General features: G+C 61.4%; 18 protein-coding genes. 14 read left to right on the forward strand and 4 right to left on the reverse strand.

What is annotated here, in order from left to right; translation table 11 throughout:
- Nucleotides 1-16: 16 nt before the first annotated feature.
- Complete coding sequence (dksA, locus tag RLQ26_11760; GenBank protein MEQ9089399.1) at nucleotides 17-382, reverse strand: RNA polymerase-binding protein DksA; 366 nt, start codon at nucleotides 380-382, stop codon at nucleotides 17-19.
- 815 nt (nucleotides 383-1,197) lie between these two features.
- Nucleotides 1,198-1,635 carry a flagellar assembly protein FliX gene (locus RLQ26_11765; GenBank protein MEQ9089400.1) on the reverse strand — a complete coding sequence of 146 codons (438 nt, stop codon included), beginning with the start codon at nucleotides 1,633-1,635 and terminating at the stop codon, nucleotides 1,198-1,200.
- Between the two features lie 349 nt (nucleotides 1,636-1,984).
- On the opposite strand from RLQ26_11765, the gene RLQ26_11770 reads away from it, so the two are divergent.
- The 13 genes from RLQ26_11770 (at nucleotide 1,985) to RLQ26_11830 (ending at nucleotide 13,357) form a co-directional block, all read left to right on the forward strand.
- Nucleotides 1,985-3,136 carry a flagellar basal body P-ring protein FlgI gene (locus tag RLQ26_11770; protein MEQ9089401.1) on the forward strand — a complete coding sequence of 384 codons (1,152 nt, stop codon included), beginning with the start codon at nucleotides 1,985-1,987 and terminating at the stop codon, nucleotides 3,134-3,136.
- On the forward strand, nucleotides 3,136-3,459 hold the full coding sequence (locus tag RLQ26_11775) for a rod-binding protein (protein ID MEQ9089402.1): 324 nt from the start codon (nucleotides 3,136-3,138) through the stop codon (nucleotides 3,457-3,459). The genes RLQ26_11770 and RLQ26_11775 overlap by 1 nt, the downstream gene beginning before the upstream one ends.
- A 1-nt stretch (nucleotide 3,460) precedes the next feature.
- Nucleotides 3,461-3,898, forward strand: coding sequence for a hypothetical protein (locus RLQ26_11780; protein MEQ9089403.1), 438 nt, complete (start codon nucleotides 3,461-3,463; stop codon nucleotides 3,896-3,898).
- A gap of 26 nt (nucleotides 3,899-3,924) precedes the next feature.
- A complete protein-coding gene (flgK, locus tag RLQ26_11785) occupies nucleotides 3,925-6,015 on the forward strand; it encodes a flagellar hook-associated protein FlgK (protein MEQ9089404.1) in 2,091 nt (696 codons plus the stop codon).
- A 12-nt stretch (nucleotides 6,016-6,027) separates the two neighbouring features.
- On the forward strand, nucleotides 6,028-6,945 hold the full coding sequence (locus RLQ26_11790) for a flagellin (GenBank protein ID MEQ9089405.1): 918 nt from the start codon (nucleotides 6,028-6,030) through the stop codon (nucleotides 6,943-6,945).
- 34 nt (nucleotides 6,946-6,979) lie between these two features.
- Nucleotides 6,980-7,465, forward strand: coding sequence for a flagellar assembly protein FliW (locus RLQ26_11795; protein ID MEQ9089406.1), 486 nt, complete (start codon nucleotides 6,980-6,982; stop codon nucleotides 7,463-7,465).
- A gap of 107 nt (nucleotides 7,466-7,572) precedes the next feature.
- Nucleotides 7,573-8,385, forward strand: coding sequence for a glucose-1-phosphate cytidylyltransferase (rfbF, locus tag RLQ26_11800; protein ID MEQ9089407.1), 813 nt, complete (start codon nucleotides 7,573-7,575; stop codon nucleotides 8,383-8,385).
- A complete protein-coding gene (gene rfbG / locus RLQ26_11805) occupies nucleotides 8,382-9,443 on the forward strand; it encodes a CDP-glucose 4,6-dehydratase (protein ID MEQ9089408.1) in 1,062 nt (353 codons plus the stop codon). Before rfbF ends, rfbG begins: the two co-directional genes overlap by 4 nt.
- Nucleotides 9,443-10,717, forward strand: coding sequence for a class I SAM-dependent methyltransferase (locus RLQ26_11810; protein ID MEQ9089409.1), 1,275 nt, complete (start codon nucleotides 9,443-9,445; stop codon nucleotides 10,715-10,717). The genes rfbG and RLQ26_11810 overlap by 1 nt, the downstream gene beginning before the upstream one ends.
- Before the next feature lie 15 nt (nucleotides 10,718-10,732).
- Nucleotides 10,733-11,272: a dTDP-4-dehydrorhamnose 3,5-epimerase gene (gene rfbC, locus RLQ26_11815; protein MEQ9089410.1), complete on the forward strand. Its 540-nt coding sequence runs from the start codon at nucleotides 10,733-10,735 to the stop codon at nucleotides 11,270-11,272.
- Complete coding sequence (locus tag RLQ26_11820) at nucleotides 11,266-11,754, forward strand: acyltransferase (GenBank protein MEQ9089411.1); 489 nt, start codon at nucleotides 11,266-11,268, stop codon at nucleotides 11,752-11,754. The genes rfbC and RLQ26_11820 overlap by 7 nt, the downstream gene beginning before the upstream one ends.
- On the forward strand, nucleotides 11,751-12,581 hold the full coding sequence (locus tag RLQ26_11825; protein ID MEQ9089412.1) for an SDR family oxidoreductase: 831 nt from the start codon (nucleotides 11,751-11,753) through the stop codon (nucleotides 12,579-12,581). Before RLQ26_11820 ends, RLQ26_11825 begins: the two co-directional genes overlap by 4 nt.
- On the forward strand, nucleotides 12,578-13,357 hold the full coding sequence (locus tag RLQ26_11830; protein ID MEQ9089413.1) for a CmcI family methyltransferase: 780 nt from the start codon (nucleotides 12,578-12,580) through the stop codon (nucleotides 13,355-13,357). The genes RLQ26_11825 and RLQ26_11830 overlap by 4 nt, the downstream gene beginning before the upstream one ends.
- A 12-nt stretch (nucleotides 13,358-13,369) precedes the next feature.
- Here RLQ26_11830 and RLQ26_11835 read toward each other — a convergent pair whose 3' ends face one another.
- Nucleotides 13,370-15,901 (reverse strand): tetratricopeptide repeat protein, encoded by a 2,532-nt coding sequence (locus tag RLQ26_11835; GenBank protein MEQ9089414.1) that lies wholly within the window; start codon nucleotides 15,899-15,901, stop codon nucleotides 13,370-13,372.
- A gap of 51 nt (nucleotides 15,902-15,952) precedes the next feature.
- On the reverse strand, nucleotides 15,953-16,705 hold the full coding sequence (locus RLQ26_11840; protein ID MEQ9089415.1) for a class I SAM-dependent methyltransferase: 753 nt from the start codon (nucleotides 16,703-16,705) through the stop codon (nucleotides 15,953-15,955).
- Nucleotides 16,706-17,027: 322 nt separating this feature from the next.
- Between RLQ26_11840 and RLQ26_11845 the strand changes: the two genes are divergently transcribed.
- Nucleotides 17,028-18,500, forward strand: a complete 1,473-nt coding sequence (locus RLQ26_11845; protein MEQ9089416.1) for a flagellin — start codon at nucleotides 17,028-17,030, stop codon at nucleotides 18,498-18,500.
- Nucleotides 18,501-18,537 lie beyond the last annotated feature (37 nt).

An 18,537-nucleotide genomic window follows, 5' to 3' on the forward strand; every position in this document is an offset into this window, starting at 1 on the left:
GGGCCGGGCCCGCGGCTCACTCGTCGCGGTAGGTCCGCTCCAGCCGCTCGTGCCGCTCCTGGGCCTCGATGCTCAGCGTGGCGATCGGCCGGGCCTCAAGGCGTTTCAAGCCGATGGGCTCGTCCGTCTCCTCGCAATAGCCGTAGGTGCCGTCCTCGATCCGTTGCAACGCGGCGTCGATCTTGGCGATCAGCTTGCGCTGGCGATCACGGGTACGCAGCTCGAGCGCGCGGTCCGTCTCCTGCGAGGCGCGATCGGCAATATCGGGCTCCTGAAGGCTTTCCTCCTGAAGATGCTGCAGTGTCTCGCTCGACTCTTTCAGGATATCCTCCTTCCAGGCCAGGAGCTTTTGCCGAAAATATTCACGCTGCAATTCGTTCATGAAGGGTTCACTCGCTCTGGGTCGGTAATCCGGCGGCAGAAGCGGACGGATCGTGTTTTTGGCCTCACCGTTGATGCGCCGGCGCTTCTCCATCGCCTGGCGCGCCTTGTCGCGCCTGGTCTTGGGGCTGCCGGTCCGGGGGGGCTTCTTTACGCCGGTCGTCTTGGCCGCGGTTTTCACAGAAGACGAGTGCTGGGTTTTCGGGCTGGCCGTTTTCTTCTTGGCCGCCGCCTTCGATTTGGTTGTTTTAGGCACGGGCTTTTGAACTGTCCTGGAAGAGTTGCGCAATGCTTTGCGGCCAGCGGTATCCTTCCTGACCGCCGCTTTCCTCGAAGCCGTCCTCCCTCCGGACTTCGTCTTGGTCACCCTCTTTTTCGCAGGGCTCTTCCGGGCCGCCACCTTGTGAGAGGCAGTCTTCGAACCGGCCACCCTGCTCCGGGCGGGCCGTTTCGCCGCGGTCTTGCGCTGCGCCGGCTTCTTGCCGGTCTTGTTGCCAGCCTTGTTGCCGGTCTTGTTACCGGTCTTGTTGCCAGCCTTGTTACCAGCCTTGGCCCTCGTTGTTTTGGCCGGGGTCTTCTTGGCCGGCGCCGCCTTTTTCCGGACCGCCCCTTTTCGGGGCGCGCCGGCACCGCTGGCCGTGGTCGCGGCCCTCTTGCCCCTTGTCGGGGTCTTCCGGGCGGATGCGGCCTTTTTCGGCTTGGTCTTGGGCATTTCTCCCTTGCCTTTCTCCGACTTCAGGCGGCGCGGAGTATATGCAGGCAGCCAGACGGGGGCAAGAACCGCCTGCCTCAAAAAATTTTTTATTTTTCAGATGCTTATTTGATTTTTTCGCCGGGGGTGCCGCGGACGAGCTTGGCCAGCTCCACGGCCGCGCGGAGTTCGATCTCCGATAGAATCGCAGCCAGGCGCGGGTCCGCGGGCCGGTCCCGGTTATTCTCGAGTTTCCTGGTGAGATTTTCCAGGGTGGCGCGGTCCAGCCGGCCGAGGAGAAGCCCCACCCGGATATCCTCGAGATCGCGCAGCAAATCGGCCCCGCGTTGCAGGCCGGCGGAAGCCATGTTCCCGGGGGCGCGCTCGTCATGTTGCTGCAGGGCGAGGAGGCCGTCGAGCGCACCGGGCTGGCTGACGGCCACCGGTTGGCCCGAGGAGTCCTTGGGCGAGAGATGTTCCGCGAAGGCCGACGGTGTCGGACCGGCGCGTTTGGTTTTTCGCGCCGGGGTCGATCTGGTGACTCCGGTGGGATCTATTCTCATGCCACGCGCCCTGATTCCGGCGAATACGTCAGGGGCTGCGGGCGCGCCGGCCGGGGGCCGACCACGTCCTTGCCCGGACGCCTATCCCGCAGCCTAGGGGTCCGGATTTAACAGGGCGTTAACCCTGGGTGTCCGCGCCATCGACACCCGCGCATGGTTGCCCGGCAGAACTTGCCGACCCACCCCGCCAGCCCGGCAGCGCTTGCCCGGTTCCCTGAGGATCCTGCACCCGAAACCTCAGGCACAAGCAAATAAAATCAATAGGTTGCTCCAGAGCCGACCGTGGCACGCCGTTCGCATTCCGAAAGTGGTTCGAACACCAGCAAGCGATCAGGCGGGGTCAGATCACGTGTCAGTATTTTTGGGCTTTAAGAAATTCGGTTTCGGTCGGCGGTGCCTCTCGCTTCTCCTCGCGCTTGGCCTCGCCGTCTCTCACGCCGGACCGGCGGCGGCGGCCGTCTCACGCATCAAGGATATCGCCGAATTCCAGGGCGTGCGGGACAACATGCTTGTCGGCTATGGCCTCGTCGTCGGCCTCGACGGCACAGGTGACGACCTCGATGATGCCAGCTTCACTCGCCAGAGCCTCATCGGCATGCTGGAGCGGCTTGGCGTCAATACACGCGACGAGGAGCTCGATACCGATAACGTCGCCGCCGTGATCGTGACCGCCACCATGCCGCCCTTCGTCCGCCACGGCAGCCGGATCGACGTCTCGGTCAGTGCGCTGGGCAATGCCGAAAGTCTGCTCGGCGGGACTCTCCTCGTAACCCCCCTGCTGGGCGCCGATGGCGAAGTCTATGCCGTCGCCCAGGGACCCGTCGCCGTCGCGGGATTTTCCGCCGCCGGAAATGCCGGCTCGGTAACCAAGGGCGTGCCCACCAGCGCCCGGATCGCGGGCGGCGCCATCGTCGAACGCGAGGTCGGGTTCGAGCTTGCGCAGATCGCCACTGTCCAGGTCTCGTTGCGCAACCCCGATTTCACGACCGCCCGGCGGGTGAGTGAGGCAATCAACGAATTTCTCGAAACCAGCGCGGCCGCGGCCCTTGACCCTGGCACGATCCGGGTCGCCGTGCCCCCGCGTTACGAAGGCAATGCCGTGGCGCTGATGACCGAAATCGAGCAACTCATCGTCCAGCCCGACCAGGTCGCCCGGGTCGTGATCGACGAGAAGTCCGGGGTCATCGTCATGGGCGAACAGGTTCGGATCAGCAAGGTCGCGATCGCGCAGGGGAATCTCACGATCCGGATTACGGAAACGCCCCAGGTTTCGCAACCCAACCCGTTCTCCAACACAGGCGAGACGATCCAGGTGCCGCGCACGGAACTCGAGGTCGACGAAGGCGAAACGCGCCAGCTCACAGTCTTCGAGGCGGGCGTGAACCTGACGGAACTGGTCAACGGCCTCAACGCGCTCGGTGTCGGTCCGCGTGACATGATCTCGATCCTTCAAGCCATCAAGGCCGCAGGTGCGCTGCAGGCCGAAATCGAGGTGATGTGATGATCGATTCCCATTTCACCGAAGCGGCGCGAATGAGCCTGGGCGATCGCAATTCACCCGAATCCATCGTGCGCCGCGCCACCCAGACCAAGAGTGACGCACGCCAGGCGGCCGAGGAATTCGAATCCGTGTTTCTCTCGAAAATGCTCGACCAGATGTTTGCCGGAATCAAAACCGATGGACTTTTCGGCTCCGGCCCGAGCGGAGACATCTATCGCTCGATGCTGAACCAGGAATACGGAAAGGTGATCTCGACCACTGGCGGAATAGGCATCGCCGACCAGGTGGAGCGGGAAATTCTCAAGCTGCAGGAGTTGAACTGACATGGACCCGAACAGCCTCGCCGAAGATCTGATTGCGGTCACGAGCCGGCTCTCGGCCATCCTGGAGCAGGAGAACAAGCTGCTCCAGGCGATGAAGCCGGCCCGGATTACCACCCTTCAGGACGACAAGGTGGCGCTGGCAAACGCCTACCAGGCGCTGATGCGCGAATTGGCCCGCGATCCGGCGCCGATCGCCCAGATGGAGCCCATCCTGCGCCAGACGGTCGAGAAGACACTGAAGCAGTTCAATGAACTCGCCAACCGCAACATGAACGCGTTGCGCGCGGCCCAGGAGGTGAACCGGCGCGTCATGGTCACAATCGTTGACGCCATAAAAAGCCAGTCGACCGGTCAGCGCGGCTACGGCAGGACCGGGCGGGCATCCGCTGGCGATGCCGGCGGAAGGCCGATTTCAGTCAGCGTGAACGAGCGTCTGTAATGGACCTCTAACGGAAAGCCACGGTCATGAGCCTTACCCTAGCGCTTCAGAACGCGGTCAGCGGGCTGCAATACAGCCAGACAACGCTGAACACGATCTCGAACAACATCGCAAACGCGAATACCGAAGGCTATACCCGCAAGACGGTCGACGTGGAGGCGCGCACGCTGGCCGGCCAGGGCGCTGGCGTCAATGTCACCGGGCTGAGCCGCTCGGTCAGCCAGGGGCTCCTCTCGGATTTACGCATTCAGATTTCCGCGGTCGAGAACCTCACCTATCAGAGCGAGATTTTCGGGCGCATGCAGGACATGTTTGGCTCGTTGGCCAGCGGAAGCGATATCAGCTCGCAAATCAACGACCTCGAACAGGCGCTCGAGGTCCTGGCGACCACGCCGGAATCCGAGGACGCGCGAATTGCGGTAATCAACGAGGCCCAAAATCTGGTCAACGAACTGAACTCGATGGCGGCCAGCGTGCAGAAACTCCGGCTCGAGGCAGACCAGACTGTCGGCGCTTCCGTAACGCGCGTTAACGAGCTTCTGGGCCAGATCGACCAGTTGAACAGGCAGATCGCCGACGCCAAGGGTAACAATCGCGTCTCGGTCGAACTCGAGGATCAACGCGACCAGGCAATGAGCGATCTGGCCAAGGAAATCGACTACAGTTTCTTCGTTCGCGATACCGGCGAGGCCGTGATTCTGACCAAGACCGGCCGGACCCTGCTGGACGGGTTCGTGCGCCCGCTATCCCATGCCACGGCCTCACAGATGGATCAGGGGCTGACGCTGGGAAGCGGGATCGACGGCATATTCCTGGGCGGTGTCGATATTACGGCCGAGATCACGGACGGCCGCATGGCCGGCGCGATCCGGATGCGCGACCAGGTGCTGCCGAATTTCGGCGCCCAGCTCGACAACCTCACGGTCACCATTCGCGACGAAATCAACGCCGTTCACAATACCGGCGCCGGCCATCCCGCCGCCTCGACCCTGACCGGTACGCGCGTCTTCGGCAACACCGCCAACGACATTTTTTCAGGTACAGGCACGGTGCGTCTCGCCCTTGTGGACCAGAACGGCAATTACGCGCCCGGCACGCCCCCCACCGATGCGGATTTCTACGATCTGGATCTTACGGCCCTCGGCCCGGTCTCGATTGATGCGCTGGCGGCGGATATCAACGCCAATCTTACAAATATCAACGCCACCATCGTGAACGGACAGCTTGTCCTCGAGGGCTCCGGCGGCTTCCGGGTCGCGATCGACGACCAGGGCTCCGAGGAAGTCACGACGGGCCGTAGCTTTTCGCATTACTTCGGGCTGAACGACTTCTTTGTCTCGGGCGAAGTTTATTCGGCCTACGAATCAGCCCGACAGACCGCCGCCACGACCCCCGTCGGCTCCGACGGCCAGCTCACGATCAGCTTCGCCGGCATGACCGCTGCCGCCACCGTCAATTACACGTCGGCGACCACCCTCACGACGCTGGCAACAGACATCACGACGCAGATCGCCGCCCAGGGCGGCAACGCCACCGCCAGTGTCGTCAGTGACGGGGACGGCGTGCGTCTCGTGATTTCGGATCCGGATGGGGATGAACTGCATTTCGCGGAAACCGGCGGCGGCAGCGCGTACCGGGATCTCGGCCTCGGCACGCGGGACGACGCCATTTCAACCACAATCTCGCTCAGGAGCGATATCGCATCCAACCCGTCCCTGATTTCGCGTGGCCGGGTCTCCAGTGCGACCCCTACTGTCGGCGGGTCCGCCATCAGTGCGGGTGACAATCGAACAGCGCTGGCGCTCGCCGCAAAGTTTTCCGAAGGCATCGTGTTTGGCACCTCGGGCGGGATCGCGACAACGAACACGACCTTCTCCGGCTTCGGTGCGACCATGGTTTCGCTCAATGCCTCGCAGGCGCAGCTCAACGACAGCACGCTCGATTTCCAGACAATAATGCGTAACGAGCTGTCCGGCAAGGTCTCGGGGCAAAGCGGTGTCAATGTCGACGAGGAGCTGGCCAATATGACGGTCTTCCAGAACGCTTATGCCGCCAACGCACGGGTCATTTCCGTGACTGCGGAACTCCTTGAAATCCTTGTCAATCTTGGCCGATAGGAGGTTCAGGATATGACCCGTATCACCGACATTGCCGCCCACGCGCAGCTTCTCTCGAACATGGCGGCCGCCCAATCGCGGATCGGCAAGCTCAACGTGCAGATCTCCTCCGGCAAGACAGCGCAGCGCTTTCAGGGGCTGGAGTTGCAGGACACGTCGCGGCTGATCGACCTCAAGACGTCCCATCAGCGCACCGCACAGTTCCTGCGCAACATTCAGGCAGCCGACCAGCGGCTGACCTTTATGGAGAATGCGGCCAGCACGACCTTCGATGTCGCAAAGCAATTCCGCACCCAGCTCATCAATGCCCTCAACATGGATAACGCCAGCGACCTCACGCTAGTGAGCGACGCCCGCGCCTTCCTGGAAACAGTGGCGGGGCAGCTCAACAAGACTCACGAGGGACGCTACCTGTTTTCCGGCACCCGGACGGATACCCGGCCGGTCGATATTGACGATCCCGATTTCTTCTCGGTCTTTCCGGCGATGCCGACTTCGGCAGATACGAGTTATTTCCAGGGAGACTCCCAGAAACTCACGGTCCGCGCGGATACCGATATTTCAATCACCTACGGGGTGACGGCGGATCAGGCGGGTTTCGAGGAAATCATTCGCGCCCTCAAGCTCGTCAGTATTGCCGGGCAGCCGCCCAGCCGCGATGTGCTGGAGGAAGCACTCGGCGTGACGAATCAGGCCATTGACGACATTCCGCGGATCGTCAGCTCCATTGGCGCCGTTCGCAAGCAGCTTCAGGACGTGGAGACAATCCATACCGACCTGCAGCTTTATCTCGAACAGGGGATTTCAGATATCGAGAACGTCGATGTCAGCAAGGCGCTGACGCAATTGAGTCAGGAGCAGCTCACGATGGAGGCGTCCTTTTCGACGATTTCCGTGATGCGGGGTCTGACATTGACCAATTTCCTTTAATCCCGTCCCGAGCAAAGCAAAGAGAGGACTGACCATGCACGCAACCAAACTGACCCACACCGAATCGAGCGCGGCAGAACCGCCGCCCGACGGGGTGCGAATGATCGAGACGCGGTTTGGCGAGATGCCGTTCGACCCGCAAAATTCCCTGACCATGCCTCAGGGGCTGATCGGCTATTCCGATTTTCGCGAGTTCGGTCTGCTGGCCCTGCCGGATAGTGGTCTGGGTGCGATGATGCTCCTGCAAAGCCTTTCGGAGGCCAGCCTGTCCTTCATCGTGGCGCCGTACAATGCGGAAAGCGGCATGATCGACGACAAGGACCTGGCCGACGCCGCGCGGGCGCTTGGCATCGGGCGGGACGATCTGGTTGTGCTGCTGGTGGTGACCGTCCAGCGGGAGGCCGACACCATCAAGATCTACGGCAACCTGAGGGCGCCGGTCATGGTCGACAACGAGCACCACATCGCCCGGCAATACGTTCTCCCGAACCCGAAATATCCGGTTCGCTACGAGTTCTAGGCCGGCCGGACGCTGCCGCCTTAAGTGAAGATTAACCCTGTTGGGACCATAGTTCGGCAACCGGAAAATGGCCGAAACCGGGCCGACAGGGGGTTCAGGAAAGCACCATGATGGCAATCAACGAGATGGATGTGATTCTCCTCTGCGGCGGGCTCGGCACGCGGCTGCGCGAAGAGACGGAATTCAAGCCCAAACCCATGGTGGAGATCGGCAAGCATCCGATCCTCTGGCATATCATGCGTCATTACCGCGCCTATGGACCGAGGAATTTCATCCTCTGCCTCGGTTACCGGGGTGACGTTATCCGCGATTATTTCATCAATTACCGCCGCCATAACAGCGATGTGGCGGTCGATCTTCGCAGCGGCGGCATTGAAACCCTTTCCAACGAGTTCGACGAGGACTGGCGCGTGGTGATGGCCGAGACCGGCAGCGAGTCGCTGACCGGCCGGCGCATGGCCCTCGCCCTCAAGTATCTGCGCGGAGACACCTTCTTTGCCACCTACGGTGACGGGGTCAGCAATGTCGATCTCAACCAGCTCATGATGCACCACCGGCGATCGGGCAAGCTGGCGACCGTGACGGCGGTCCATCCCTCTTCCCGCTTCGGAGAGCTGTCGATCCAGGACGGACTCGTCGATTCCTTCGCCGAGAAGCCCCAGGTTACCGAAGGCTGGATCAATGGCGGGTTTTTCGTGTTTGAACGCGCCGCATTCAACGGCGTTTCGCCGGAAGAGAATTTCAGCCTGGAAGAAGGCATCCTCGAAGAGCTCGCCGCCCGCGGACAGCTTGCAGTCTACCAGCATCACGGCTTCTGGCAGTGCATGGACACGTTCCGGGAGATGGAGCTTCTCAACCATATGTGGAAATCGGGTCAGGCACCCTGGCGGGTGGAGAACGAGCAAAGACTATCGGCATGACACCCGAATTCTGGCATAACCGCGCTGTTTTCCTGACCGGTCATACCGGGTTTATGGGCGGCTGGCTGAGCTTCTGGCTGGCCGAGCTCGGCGCCCGGCTGACGGGCTACGCATTGACACCGCCAACGCGTCCGAACTTTTTTTCCCTCTCCGGACTCGAAACGCGCCTCCATTCGCTGATTGCCGATATTCGCGACCCGATCCTTCTGAAGAACGCCATTCTGTCGGCCGAGCCCGAAATCGTGTTTCACCTGGCCGCCCAGCCTCTTGTTCGGGATGCGTACCGCCGACCGGCCGAGACTTTCGAGACCAACGTGATGGGCACCGTCAACCTGCTCGAGGCGATCCGGCACTGCCCCTCCGTGCGGGCGGTGGTGATCGTGACATCGGACAAGGTGTATGCGAACCAGGAATGGGCCTGGGGATACCGCGAATCGGACCGTCTCGGCGGCCGGGAACCCTATGGCGCGAGCAAGGCAGCGGCGGAAATCGTGGTCGATTCCTACCGCGCCTCCTATTTCGCAAGCCAGGCCACGCCCTGCGCCATCGCCACGGTCCGGGCCGGAAATATCATCGGTGGCGGTGATTGGGCGGCCGAACGCCTGGTACCGGACGCGATCCGCGCCTTTGTTCGCGGTCAGACACTCGCGATCCGCCACCCCGAGGCCGTCCGGCCCTGGCAACATGTACTGGAACCCCTCAACGGCTATCTCTGTCTGGCGGAAAAACTGATAGCGGATCCCGACGGCACGGCAGGTCCCTGGAATTTCGGCCCGGCGCAGGACGATATCCGCCCGGTCGCCTGGCTGGCAGACCGGATCAGCGAACTCTGGGGGGACGGCGCTCACTGGCATCACGCCAATGAAAGCGGTCCTTACGAAGCGACACTGCTTGCCGTCGATAGCGCCAAGGCGCACCAGAAACTGGGCTGGCGCCCAGTCTGGACGCTGGACCACGGGCTGGCGGAAACGGTGGCCTGGTACAAGGCAGAACAACGGGGCGCCGATTGCGCCGCTCAGACAGCATCACAGATCGAACGATTTCAGGAGGCAGCCTGATGGCGCTGGCAAATCAATCCGTCCCACCGCTTGAAGGCGAGCGTTGGCATTCCCACTGTCGTTTCTGCCGCGCCCCCCTGACCACCACCCTGGTCGATCTCGGCACCACGCCCGCGGCCAATGCGTATCGGACGCCGACCCAGATGCGTCTGGGCGAGACCTACTACCCGCTACACGCTTATGTCTGCGACAGTTGCAAGCTGGTCCAGCTCGAGGATTTCCAAACTCCGGGCCAGCTTTTCTCCGATTACCTGTATTTCTCCTCGTATTCCGAGAGCTGGCTGGAACACGCCGCCGCTTTCGCCGACATGGCAGTTGAGCGCTTCGGTCTCACGCCCCGCTCACTGGTGATGGAAGTTGCCAGCAACGATGGCTATCTCCTCAAGAATTTCCTCAGGAAACGTATTCCGGTGCTGGGCATCGAGCCGGCCGCAAATATAGCCATGGCGGCCCAGCGCGACGGCATTCCGACCCTGGTCGAGTTCTTCGGTGTCGAGGCCGCACGGCATCTGGTTCGTGGCGGACAACTGGCTGACCTGCTGATCGGCAATAATGTGCTGGCCCACGTACCCGACATCAACGATTTCGTACGCGGCCTGTCGGTGGTGCTCAAACCCGACGGTGTGCTGGTGATGGAGTTTCCCCATCTCCTCAACCTGCTCGAGAAAAGCCAGTTCGACACCATCTATCACGAGCATTTTTCCTACCTCTCCATCCTGGCCGTCGAACGGATCTTTGAAGCCCACGGCCTGGCCATCTTCGACGTGGACAGGCTGCCGACCCATGGCGGCTCGCTCCGGATCTATGCCTGCCTCGCGATCAACCGCCGGCCGGAGGAAGCGGGGCTGGCCGAGGTCCGGGCCGCGGAAAAAGCGGCCGGTTTGGGCCGGCTTGAGACCTATGCCGGATTTTCCGAAAGATGCGGGACGATCAAGCGCGACCTGCTGCGCTTCCTGATCGACGCACGCGAAGCCGGCAAGACGGTAGCCGGCTACGGCGCGCCCGCGAAAGGCAACACGCTCCTCAATTACTGCGGCATCAAGGCCGATCTACTTCCCTTCACGGTGGATATCAGCCCGCACAAGCAAGGGCTTTTCCTGCCGGGCAGCCGAATCCCCGTGTTCGATCCGGGCCACCTGACCGAAGCGCGGCCGGATTATGTCCTGATCCTGCCCTGGAACCTGACTGCGGAGATCACACGCTCCATGTCGCATATCCGGGACTGGGGCGGCCGCTTTGTCGTCCCCATTCCTGCCCTCACGGTGCTGGACTGACCGGAGACCGGAGACATGCTGTTCTCCTCCATCGATTTGGGCGAAGCCTGCGTCATAGATCCCACACGTCACGAAGACGCGCGCGGTTACTTTGCCCGCACCTATTGCGCGCACGAATTCAGGGCCATGGGGCTGAACACCGAATGGATCCAGTGCGGCACATCCTACAGCCGCCTGGCCGGGACGCTGCGCGGCCTGCACTTCCAGCAGACGCCCTTCGCCGAGATCAAGCTGGTCCGCTGCACGCGCGGCGCGATCTTCGATGTCATCGTCGATATTCGTCCCGGCTCACGCACGCGGGGCCGCTGGTTCGCAACCGAACTCACGGCCGAGAACGGCCGGATCATCTATATCCCCGAGGGCTTCGCGCACGGCTTCCAAACGCTTTGTGACGGAAGCGAGGTATTCTATCAGATCTCCACAGCCTACGAGCCCGAGGCCTCGTCCGGTATCCGTTACGACGATCCGACGATCGAAATCCCGTGGCCGCTGCCGGTTTCGGAAATCAGCGCGCGGGACGCCGCGCTGCCCGATATGGACATGGCACCATGCTAGAGATCTCCCCAGACGCTCGGATTTCCCCCCTTGCGGATATCGAGGATTCTGTCCGCGGATCGCGCATCATCATACATCCCGGCGTTTGCATCGATTCCTTCGTCAAGTTCAAGCCGGCGGGCGGCATGGGCGACGTGGTGATCGGCCGGGGCACGACCATCAATTCCGGCTGCGTTCTCTATACCGGTAACGGCATCACCATCGGCGAGCATTGTGCGATCGCCGCCAATTGCACCTTTGCCCCCGTCAATCATGCCTACCAGGACAGCTCACGTCTTATTGTCGAGCAGGGATTTCAGGAAAGCCGCGGGGGAATCTGCATCGGAAATGACGTCTGGATCGGCGCCAATTGCGTCATTCTGGACGGCGCCGTTATCGGGGCCGGCGCGGTGATCGCCGCAGGTACGATCGTGCGCGACGAATTGCCTCCCTATTCGGTCAGCCGCGGCATCCCCGCCACCGTCACAGGGTACCGGTCATGAAGTTCACAATTTTCGGCGCAACAGGTTTTATCGGGGCGGCCCAGCTCCGCTATCTCCGGGCCCAGGGACACGAGGTGCTGACCCCCGGCCGGGAGGAGACAGCCGATGCCAGGTTCCTGGCCGGGACCGATTTCGGTCACGCGATCTATGCGATCGGGCTCACGGCCGATTTCCGGCGCAAGCCCATCGAGACGCTCCGCGCGCATACCGGTGTTCTGGCCGAATTGCTGGCGCTGGGAAAATTCAGCTCCTTTACCTACCTCTCTTCAACCCGGGTTTATGGCTGCGAGGGCGGACCGACCCACGAGGAAGCCCCGCTCACTCTCAGTCCGGCCAAGCCCGATCATCTCTACAATGCGAGCAAAATCGCGGGCGAATCCCTTGTTCTTGCCCTCGACCGGCCCGACTACCGAGTGGTGCGGCTTTCCAATGTTTACGGCGCGGATTTCACCTCGGAGAATTTTCTCACCTCCGTTCTGCGCCAGGCGGTCCGGGGCCGCATCCGCCTGCACACATCTCTTGCCTCGGAAAAGGATTACATCGCCCTCAGTGACGTCGTGGATACGCTCCCCGCCATCGCGCTGGCGGGCCGGCACCGGCTATACAATCTGGCGGCCGGTGAAAACGTTTCCCATGGCGAGATATGCGACCGGCTCGCCCGGCTATGCCAGGCGGATATCCGTGTTGGCGAGGGTGCGCCGATAGTGCGTTGCCCGCCGATCGACATCTCGCGACTGGGGGCGGAGTTTGATTTCCGGCCCGCCTCTCTCCTCACCGATATGACGCGCCTGGTCGCCCTGTCGCGCGCGGAGCTCGAAACGGCATGATCCAGATCGACATGAAAAAAGGCGTGGTCATACTGACCGAGGAGGATGCACCCGGGGGACAGCACCGGGTCTCCCACAGGATGGACACGCAAGAAGCCTTCCGGGCTGTCTCACGCGCCTGGATCCGTGCGGGCTGGGACACCAAATATGTCTACGGGTTCTCGTGGTTTGGCCGGCCGGTCATTCAGCTGCCGGATGACATGATCCGGATTCAGGAAGTGATCTACGCGCTCAAGCCCGACATTCTGATCGAGACGGGCGTCGCCCATGGCGGGTCCCTCGTCTTTTACGCCACACTTTTCGAGGCCATGAAAAAAGGCCGCGTCGTCGGCATAGACATCGAAATCCGGCCGCACAATCGTGCCGCCATCGAGTCCCACGAGTTCTTCGACCGGATCACGCTGATCGAAGGTTCATCGATCGATCCGGATATCGGGGCGAGAGCGCGGGAGGAGGTCAAGGAGAGCGATACTGTCCTGGTGATTCTCGACAGCAACCATACCAGGGACCATGTTCTGGAGGAGCTGAGGATGTATGCCGACCTGGTTTCCGTCGGCTCCTATATCGTTGCGACAGATGGCGTGATGGGAGAGGTCGTGGGCGCGCCACGCACCGAAGCCGACTGGTCCTGGAACAACCCGAAGGAAGCGGCTCTTCAATTCGTCGCCGAGGATTCCCGCTTCAAAATCGAGGAGCCGGCATTTCCCTTTAACGAGGGGCTGATCACGGAGCGGGTCACCTATTGGCCCGGCGCCTTCGTCAAGCGCGTCCGCTAGCGCCGCGCCATATCAGGCGGCCGCGGCCGCTTTGCCAGCAGTTCTCTCTTTTTCCTTCAGTGCCGCGCGCAGCGCCGCCTGGAAATTTTCCACGAAATCGTCGATCCGGCAGAGCGCGGATTGCTGGACCATCGGCCGCAGATGGTAGCGAAGAAAGGTGATGCTGTCGGGATTTTGAGCCAGCTCAACCGCCGCATCGATGAATTCGGCATCTGATCCGACAGAAAGCTCACCCAGGCTGACGTTGTTGAGGATCGAATGGCTCATGCGCTGGTGCATGCCCGGTCCCACTTTCGTGACCACCGGCACGCCCATCCAAACGGCCTCGCAGGTCGTCGTGCCCCCCGTCAGGGGGAAAGTATCGAGCGAGATATCGATCTCGTTATAGAAGTCGAGATGGGAGGTCTCGATCTTCTTGTTATTCACGAAATACAGACGTTCGGGGCCTATGCCGTGTTTTTCGAACTCGCGCACCAGGTTCGTCTTGAGAACAACGGAATCGATTTCGGGGCGCACCACAAGAAACCGCGAGTCGGGCACGCGCGACATGACCTGACCCCAGAGCCCAATTGTTTCGGGCGTGTATTTGTAGGTATTGTTGAGCGTCCCGAAGGTGATGATCCCGTTTCTTTCGAATGGAATGACCGGATTGATTGGCACATCCTCGAAGGAATCGAAGCAGACCCAGCTTTCCGGCAAAACCAGCGGCTTTTCCGCCAGAAGGTCCTCGCGGACCGGCTTTACGTAAGGATCGGTTACGAGAAAATCAACGGTCTCCATGCCCGTGGTGTAGGGATAGCCGAGCCAGCAGATCTGAACCGGTGCCGGCTTGTAGGCCAGGACCTCGAGCTTGTGGGACATGGTAAATCCGTTCAGCTCGATCAGAATATCCACCTCGTCCCGTCGGATGGCTTCCGCGATCTCGCGCTCGCTCATCCCGTCCACGAACGTGAACCTGTCGACATGATCGATAAATTTCTTTTGCAGCGGATCGTTCGGCGCACGTTCGGGCGTGTAGCAATAAAACTCGAAGCCGGACTTGTCGTAGTTGAGCAGGATCGGCCCGACGAAACGGGCAACAGAATGCCCCTTCAGATCGGACGAAAGAACTCCGACGCGAATTTTCCGCCCCTTGTCGCGTGTGCGCAGTTTGGCCTCGGGAAGCGGACTGGCCTGCGAGGCGCGGACCATGTTGTCGGCCCAGCCCTTGTGAAGGCTGAAGAGCTTGGAGAGCTGATCATCCGTTCTGGCGTGAACCAGGAGATCGAGAAAGACCGCCGATTGTCCGCTCGTGTGGAACTGCCGGGTCAGCCCGAACAGATCGCCCAACTCGCGAAGCCCCTCGAAATCGCAGGTTGCCTGGAAAATCTGGAATGGATTGCAGCGGTGGCCCGGCTCGAGGTCGTCCAGTGTCAGCGTCGCATGAGCATAGAAATTTGCTTCATCGTATCGGTTGAGATGACGAAGGGAGCGGATCAGGTTTACATGAGGCCCCGGCGCCCGCGGCGCGCGTTGTAGCGCCTCCTTGTAGAACTTGATAGCCAGGTCGTAGCGGTGCTGACCCATGAAGGCATTGCCGAGATTGTTCAGCGCCGGGTACTTGCCGGGATCCAGCTCGATTGCCTTGGCATAGAAATGCGCCGCCAGGTCTATCCGATTGAGCGTATTCAGGCAGGAGCCGGCATCGTTCCAGGCTTCGTAACTGTCAGGATTGAGCTCCACAATCTTCTGAAGAACGCGTATCGCGGCCTCCATCCGGCCAAGCCGCCCCAGCGTACGCCCCACCACGGCATGCTGATGCCAGTCTTCCGGGTCATTTTCCATTTGCTGCAGATAGGACTGGATCGCCGCCTCGGGGTCGCCGCCTTCCTCGACGGAACGCAGAATTTCGGCGCGGAATTCTTCCGATTCCCCGGCCGTATCGAAGGCCCGGCGATATGCGGTCATTGCCTCGCCGGTCCGACCGAGCTGTTCGAGACAAAAGCCCACGTTGCTGTGAGCGCGCGTATCGTTGGGATCGATGAGAAGATGCTGTTCGTAAGCCGAGACCGCTGCCGCGAAATCTCCGGATTGCTGCAGGATTTCACCACGCTGGCGGTGGTAGTTTTTGAGTCCGGGCTCAATTTTCCGGGCGGCGTCGAGCATCGTCAGCGCATCCCCGAAACGCTCGGTCTCCCGCAGCAGAACGATGTAGTGAAGACGCGCCTGCAGGTCCTGCGGATCCAGGCTCAGGGCCGATTTCAACGATTTCTCAGCCGCCTCGTAGGTCCCGGTCTCGATCCGGATCTTGGCCAGATTGCCGAGGAAATCCGCGCGGTCCGGCGCCGCCTGGATCGAGGCCTCTATCTTTTCGACCGCGGTCGCGCTGTCTCCGGATTGATGATATGCGATTCCAAGATAGTGCAAGGCATCGGGGTGCGCCGGCACCTTTTCGAGCACCTTGCCGTAAATTTCGATTGCATCCTCGAGATTGCCCGCCTGATGCATCCGGACGGCGCGCTGCATCAGATCACCTATACGCAGCCTGCCTTGTCTCTTGGCCATCACTCAGTTTTCCCATGCCATTTGCAGGCCCGACCGCCGCCAGGCCGGTGTTCACTTGATAAGAAGTCCCTGCCCGGTGGGAAGCTCCAGGATCTTGTAGCCCCGATCTGCCATAAACCGGTCTTCGGCGCGCTGCTGATCGGCATAGCCAAGCCAGCCGTAATCGTCGAAGACAATCGCCCCCCCTGGCACAACCTGGTCGAACAGACGCTCCAGCGCGCCGATTTCGGCGTCGCGATTGTTCATATCGATATGGAGAAATGCGATCGGGCCGTTGGGCACGGCCTTTTCGAACGAGTCCGGGACCGGCCCCTGGGTCACGACGGCATTCGGCACATTGCGAAAGCGTTCTGTCACCTGGGCGAAAAGCCCGGCCGAATGTTCCGGCATGGCATGGTGGCTCATATCGTCCGTATGCTCGAACAGATCGTAGAGGTAGAAACGCCGCCCGGTTTCGGAGGCGAAATCGACGTAATCGCACACGATTCTCGCCGAAGTCCCCTTGTAGGACCCGCACTCGACGAAATCCCCTTCCCGCCGCAGCCCGTGCTGCGCCGCCCAGCACAACACGTAGACCCGCCACATGACGGCCTTTTCAGGCCCTGTCTCGGCATGGCGATTGAATGCAGCCAGGAAAGGCTCGTCCCCCAGCAGGGTGAGATTTCGCCCGAACGTGATGAGATTGTCGGCCGCGAAGATGCCCGGCTGGACATTGCCGAGCATATCCTTGAAACCTCTGGTAAAAACTGGCTTGTTGCGGACGCCGTAGAAGATACCCGGAGCAAAGTTTTTGGCGAGTTTCACCACAGAAAATCCTGTTGACGCGAAAGGGCCGCCCGCAGGCGCGTTCGCGCGCCGCCAGCGGTCTCACCATGGTCGATCAGCGTTAAGTTTCGGTAAAATCGGCCACTTTCCGGCATTCAAGCGGGCATGGAAACAGCCGGGCATGGAACCCGAAAGTTTTCCGCCCTCCGATTTTCTTTAACCCTTCCTAAAACTTTGCCGCCCTAATCTTGCGCCCGAGCCCCGAGAAAGCCTGCTCCAACGGCAGGCGGCTCGCGGGGAACAGGATGTTCCCGAACGGCAGGTAGCTGTTTATCCCAAACTCCAAGTAGGAGAACACACCATGTCTCTCAACATCATCTCCAACTTCGCGGCCAATGCGGCTCACCGCAACCTGGCCACGACCGAAGCTCAAACCACTGCTTCCTTGACCAAGCTGTCTTCAGGTAGCCGCGTGGTTTCGGCCAAGGACGACGCCGCGTCGCTCGCGATCGGTTCTCGTCTGAACGCCGAGGTCCAGGCCCTGAAACAGGCATCCGTGAACGCGGGTCAGGCCGTCTCGATGCTCCAGATCGCTGACGGCGCCATGGCGCGCGTGAACGACATTCTGGTCCGGATGAAAACCCTCTCGGTGCAGGCTGGTTCCGGCCAGCTTTCCTCGACAGAGCGGAGCATCCTCGACTCGGAGTTCCAGGCACTCACGTCGGAAATCGACCGTATCGCCCAGGACACCGAGTTCAACGGCCAAACCCTGGTGAACGGCTCCACATCGACCACGACCGTGCTGAACGGCCAGGCGGCCGGCGACCGTATCTTCGAAGCGGCCGACGGTTTTGCCGGAATCGCGCTCGATTCCGACGTGGGCGATGCAGCCATCAGCGTGTCGTTCAACGCTACCGATAACGTCCTCACCCTCACCAACCTGACGACCGGTGTGAGCGAAGGCGTGAACATTGGCGGCACGGCCATCGCGCTGAACGAAGAGCAGAGCGTGCGCTTCAATCAGATCGGTGCCACGATTACCCTCAACTCCGCCTTCGACAAAACCACCGACATTGCGCCGACCGGCGCCGTGACGGAAGCCAACGATGGCGGCACGGGGTCAATCGACACCGCCACGATCACGTTGCTCAACGCGGATGTCGCGGATGCGGTGGAAACCCTGTCCTCGCTGTCGGCCTCGATCGACGCCACGACCGCGAACAGTGCCGGCGTTTCGCTCGGTGCGTTCACGGCCAACGCTGTGGATTTAAGCACGGTCGGGACGAAGAACCTGACACTCAGCGACGGAACCAGCGATATCGAGATCAGCTTCGTCGTCACCGAAGGGTACACCGACGGTGCCGATCTGACGGTTGATGTCGATGACCTGGGCACACTGGTGTTCGGCAACACGGCTGCCTCCAGCACGACGGACTTCAGCTTCAAGCTGGGTACGGGAACCTCCGCTCAAGACAACCTGGATGTTTCCGTGAGTGCCGTCAGCGTGGCAGCCCTCGGCCTGACGGGTACGTCGATTTCGGGGTCGGACGGCAGCAACGCCGATACGGCGTCGGCGGCGGTTTCGACGGCCATCGACACGCTCAACACCTCTCGGGCAGGCGTCGGTGCCTCGCAGAACCGGATCGACTTCGCGTCAGCGAACCTGTCGACGGCGATCGAGAACGCCGAATCGGCCCGGTCGGCCCTGTTGGACCTGGACGTCGCCAACGAAATCAGCGTGTTCACCAGCAAGCAGGTCCTCCTGCAGGCCGGTGTTTCCATGCTGGCGCAGGCGAACCAGCTGCCGCAGAACCTGCTGCGGTTGTTCAACTAATCCCGAGTTCCCGGGGTTATCCGGAGAGGGGGCCAGA

This window comes from Alphaproteobacteria bacterium (genome assembly GCA_040220875.1).
Classification (GTDB): Bacteria; Pseudomonadota; Alphaproteobacteria; order JAVJVX01; family JAVJVX01; genus JAVJVX01.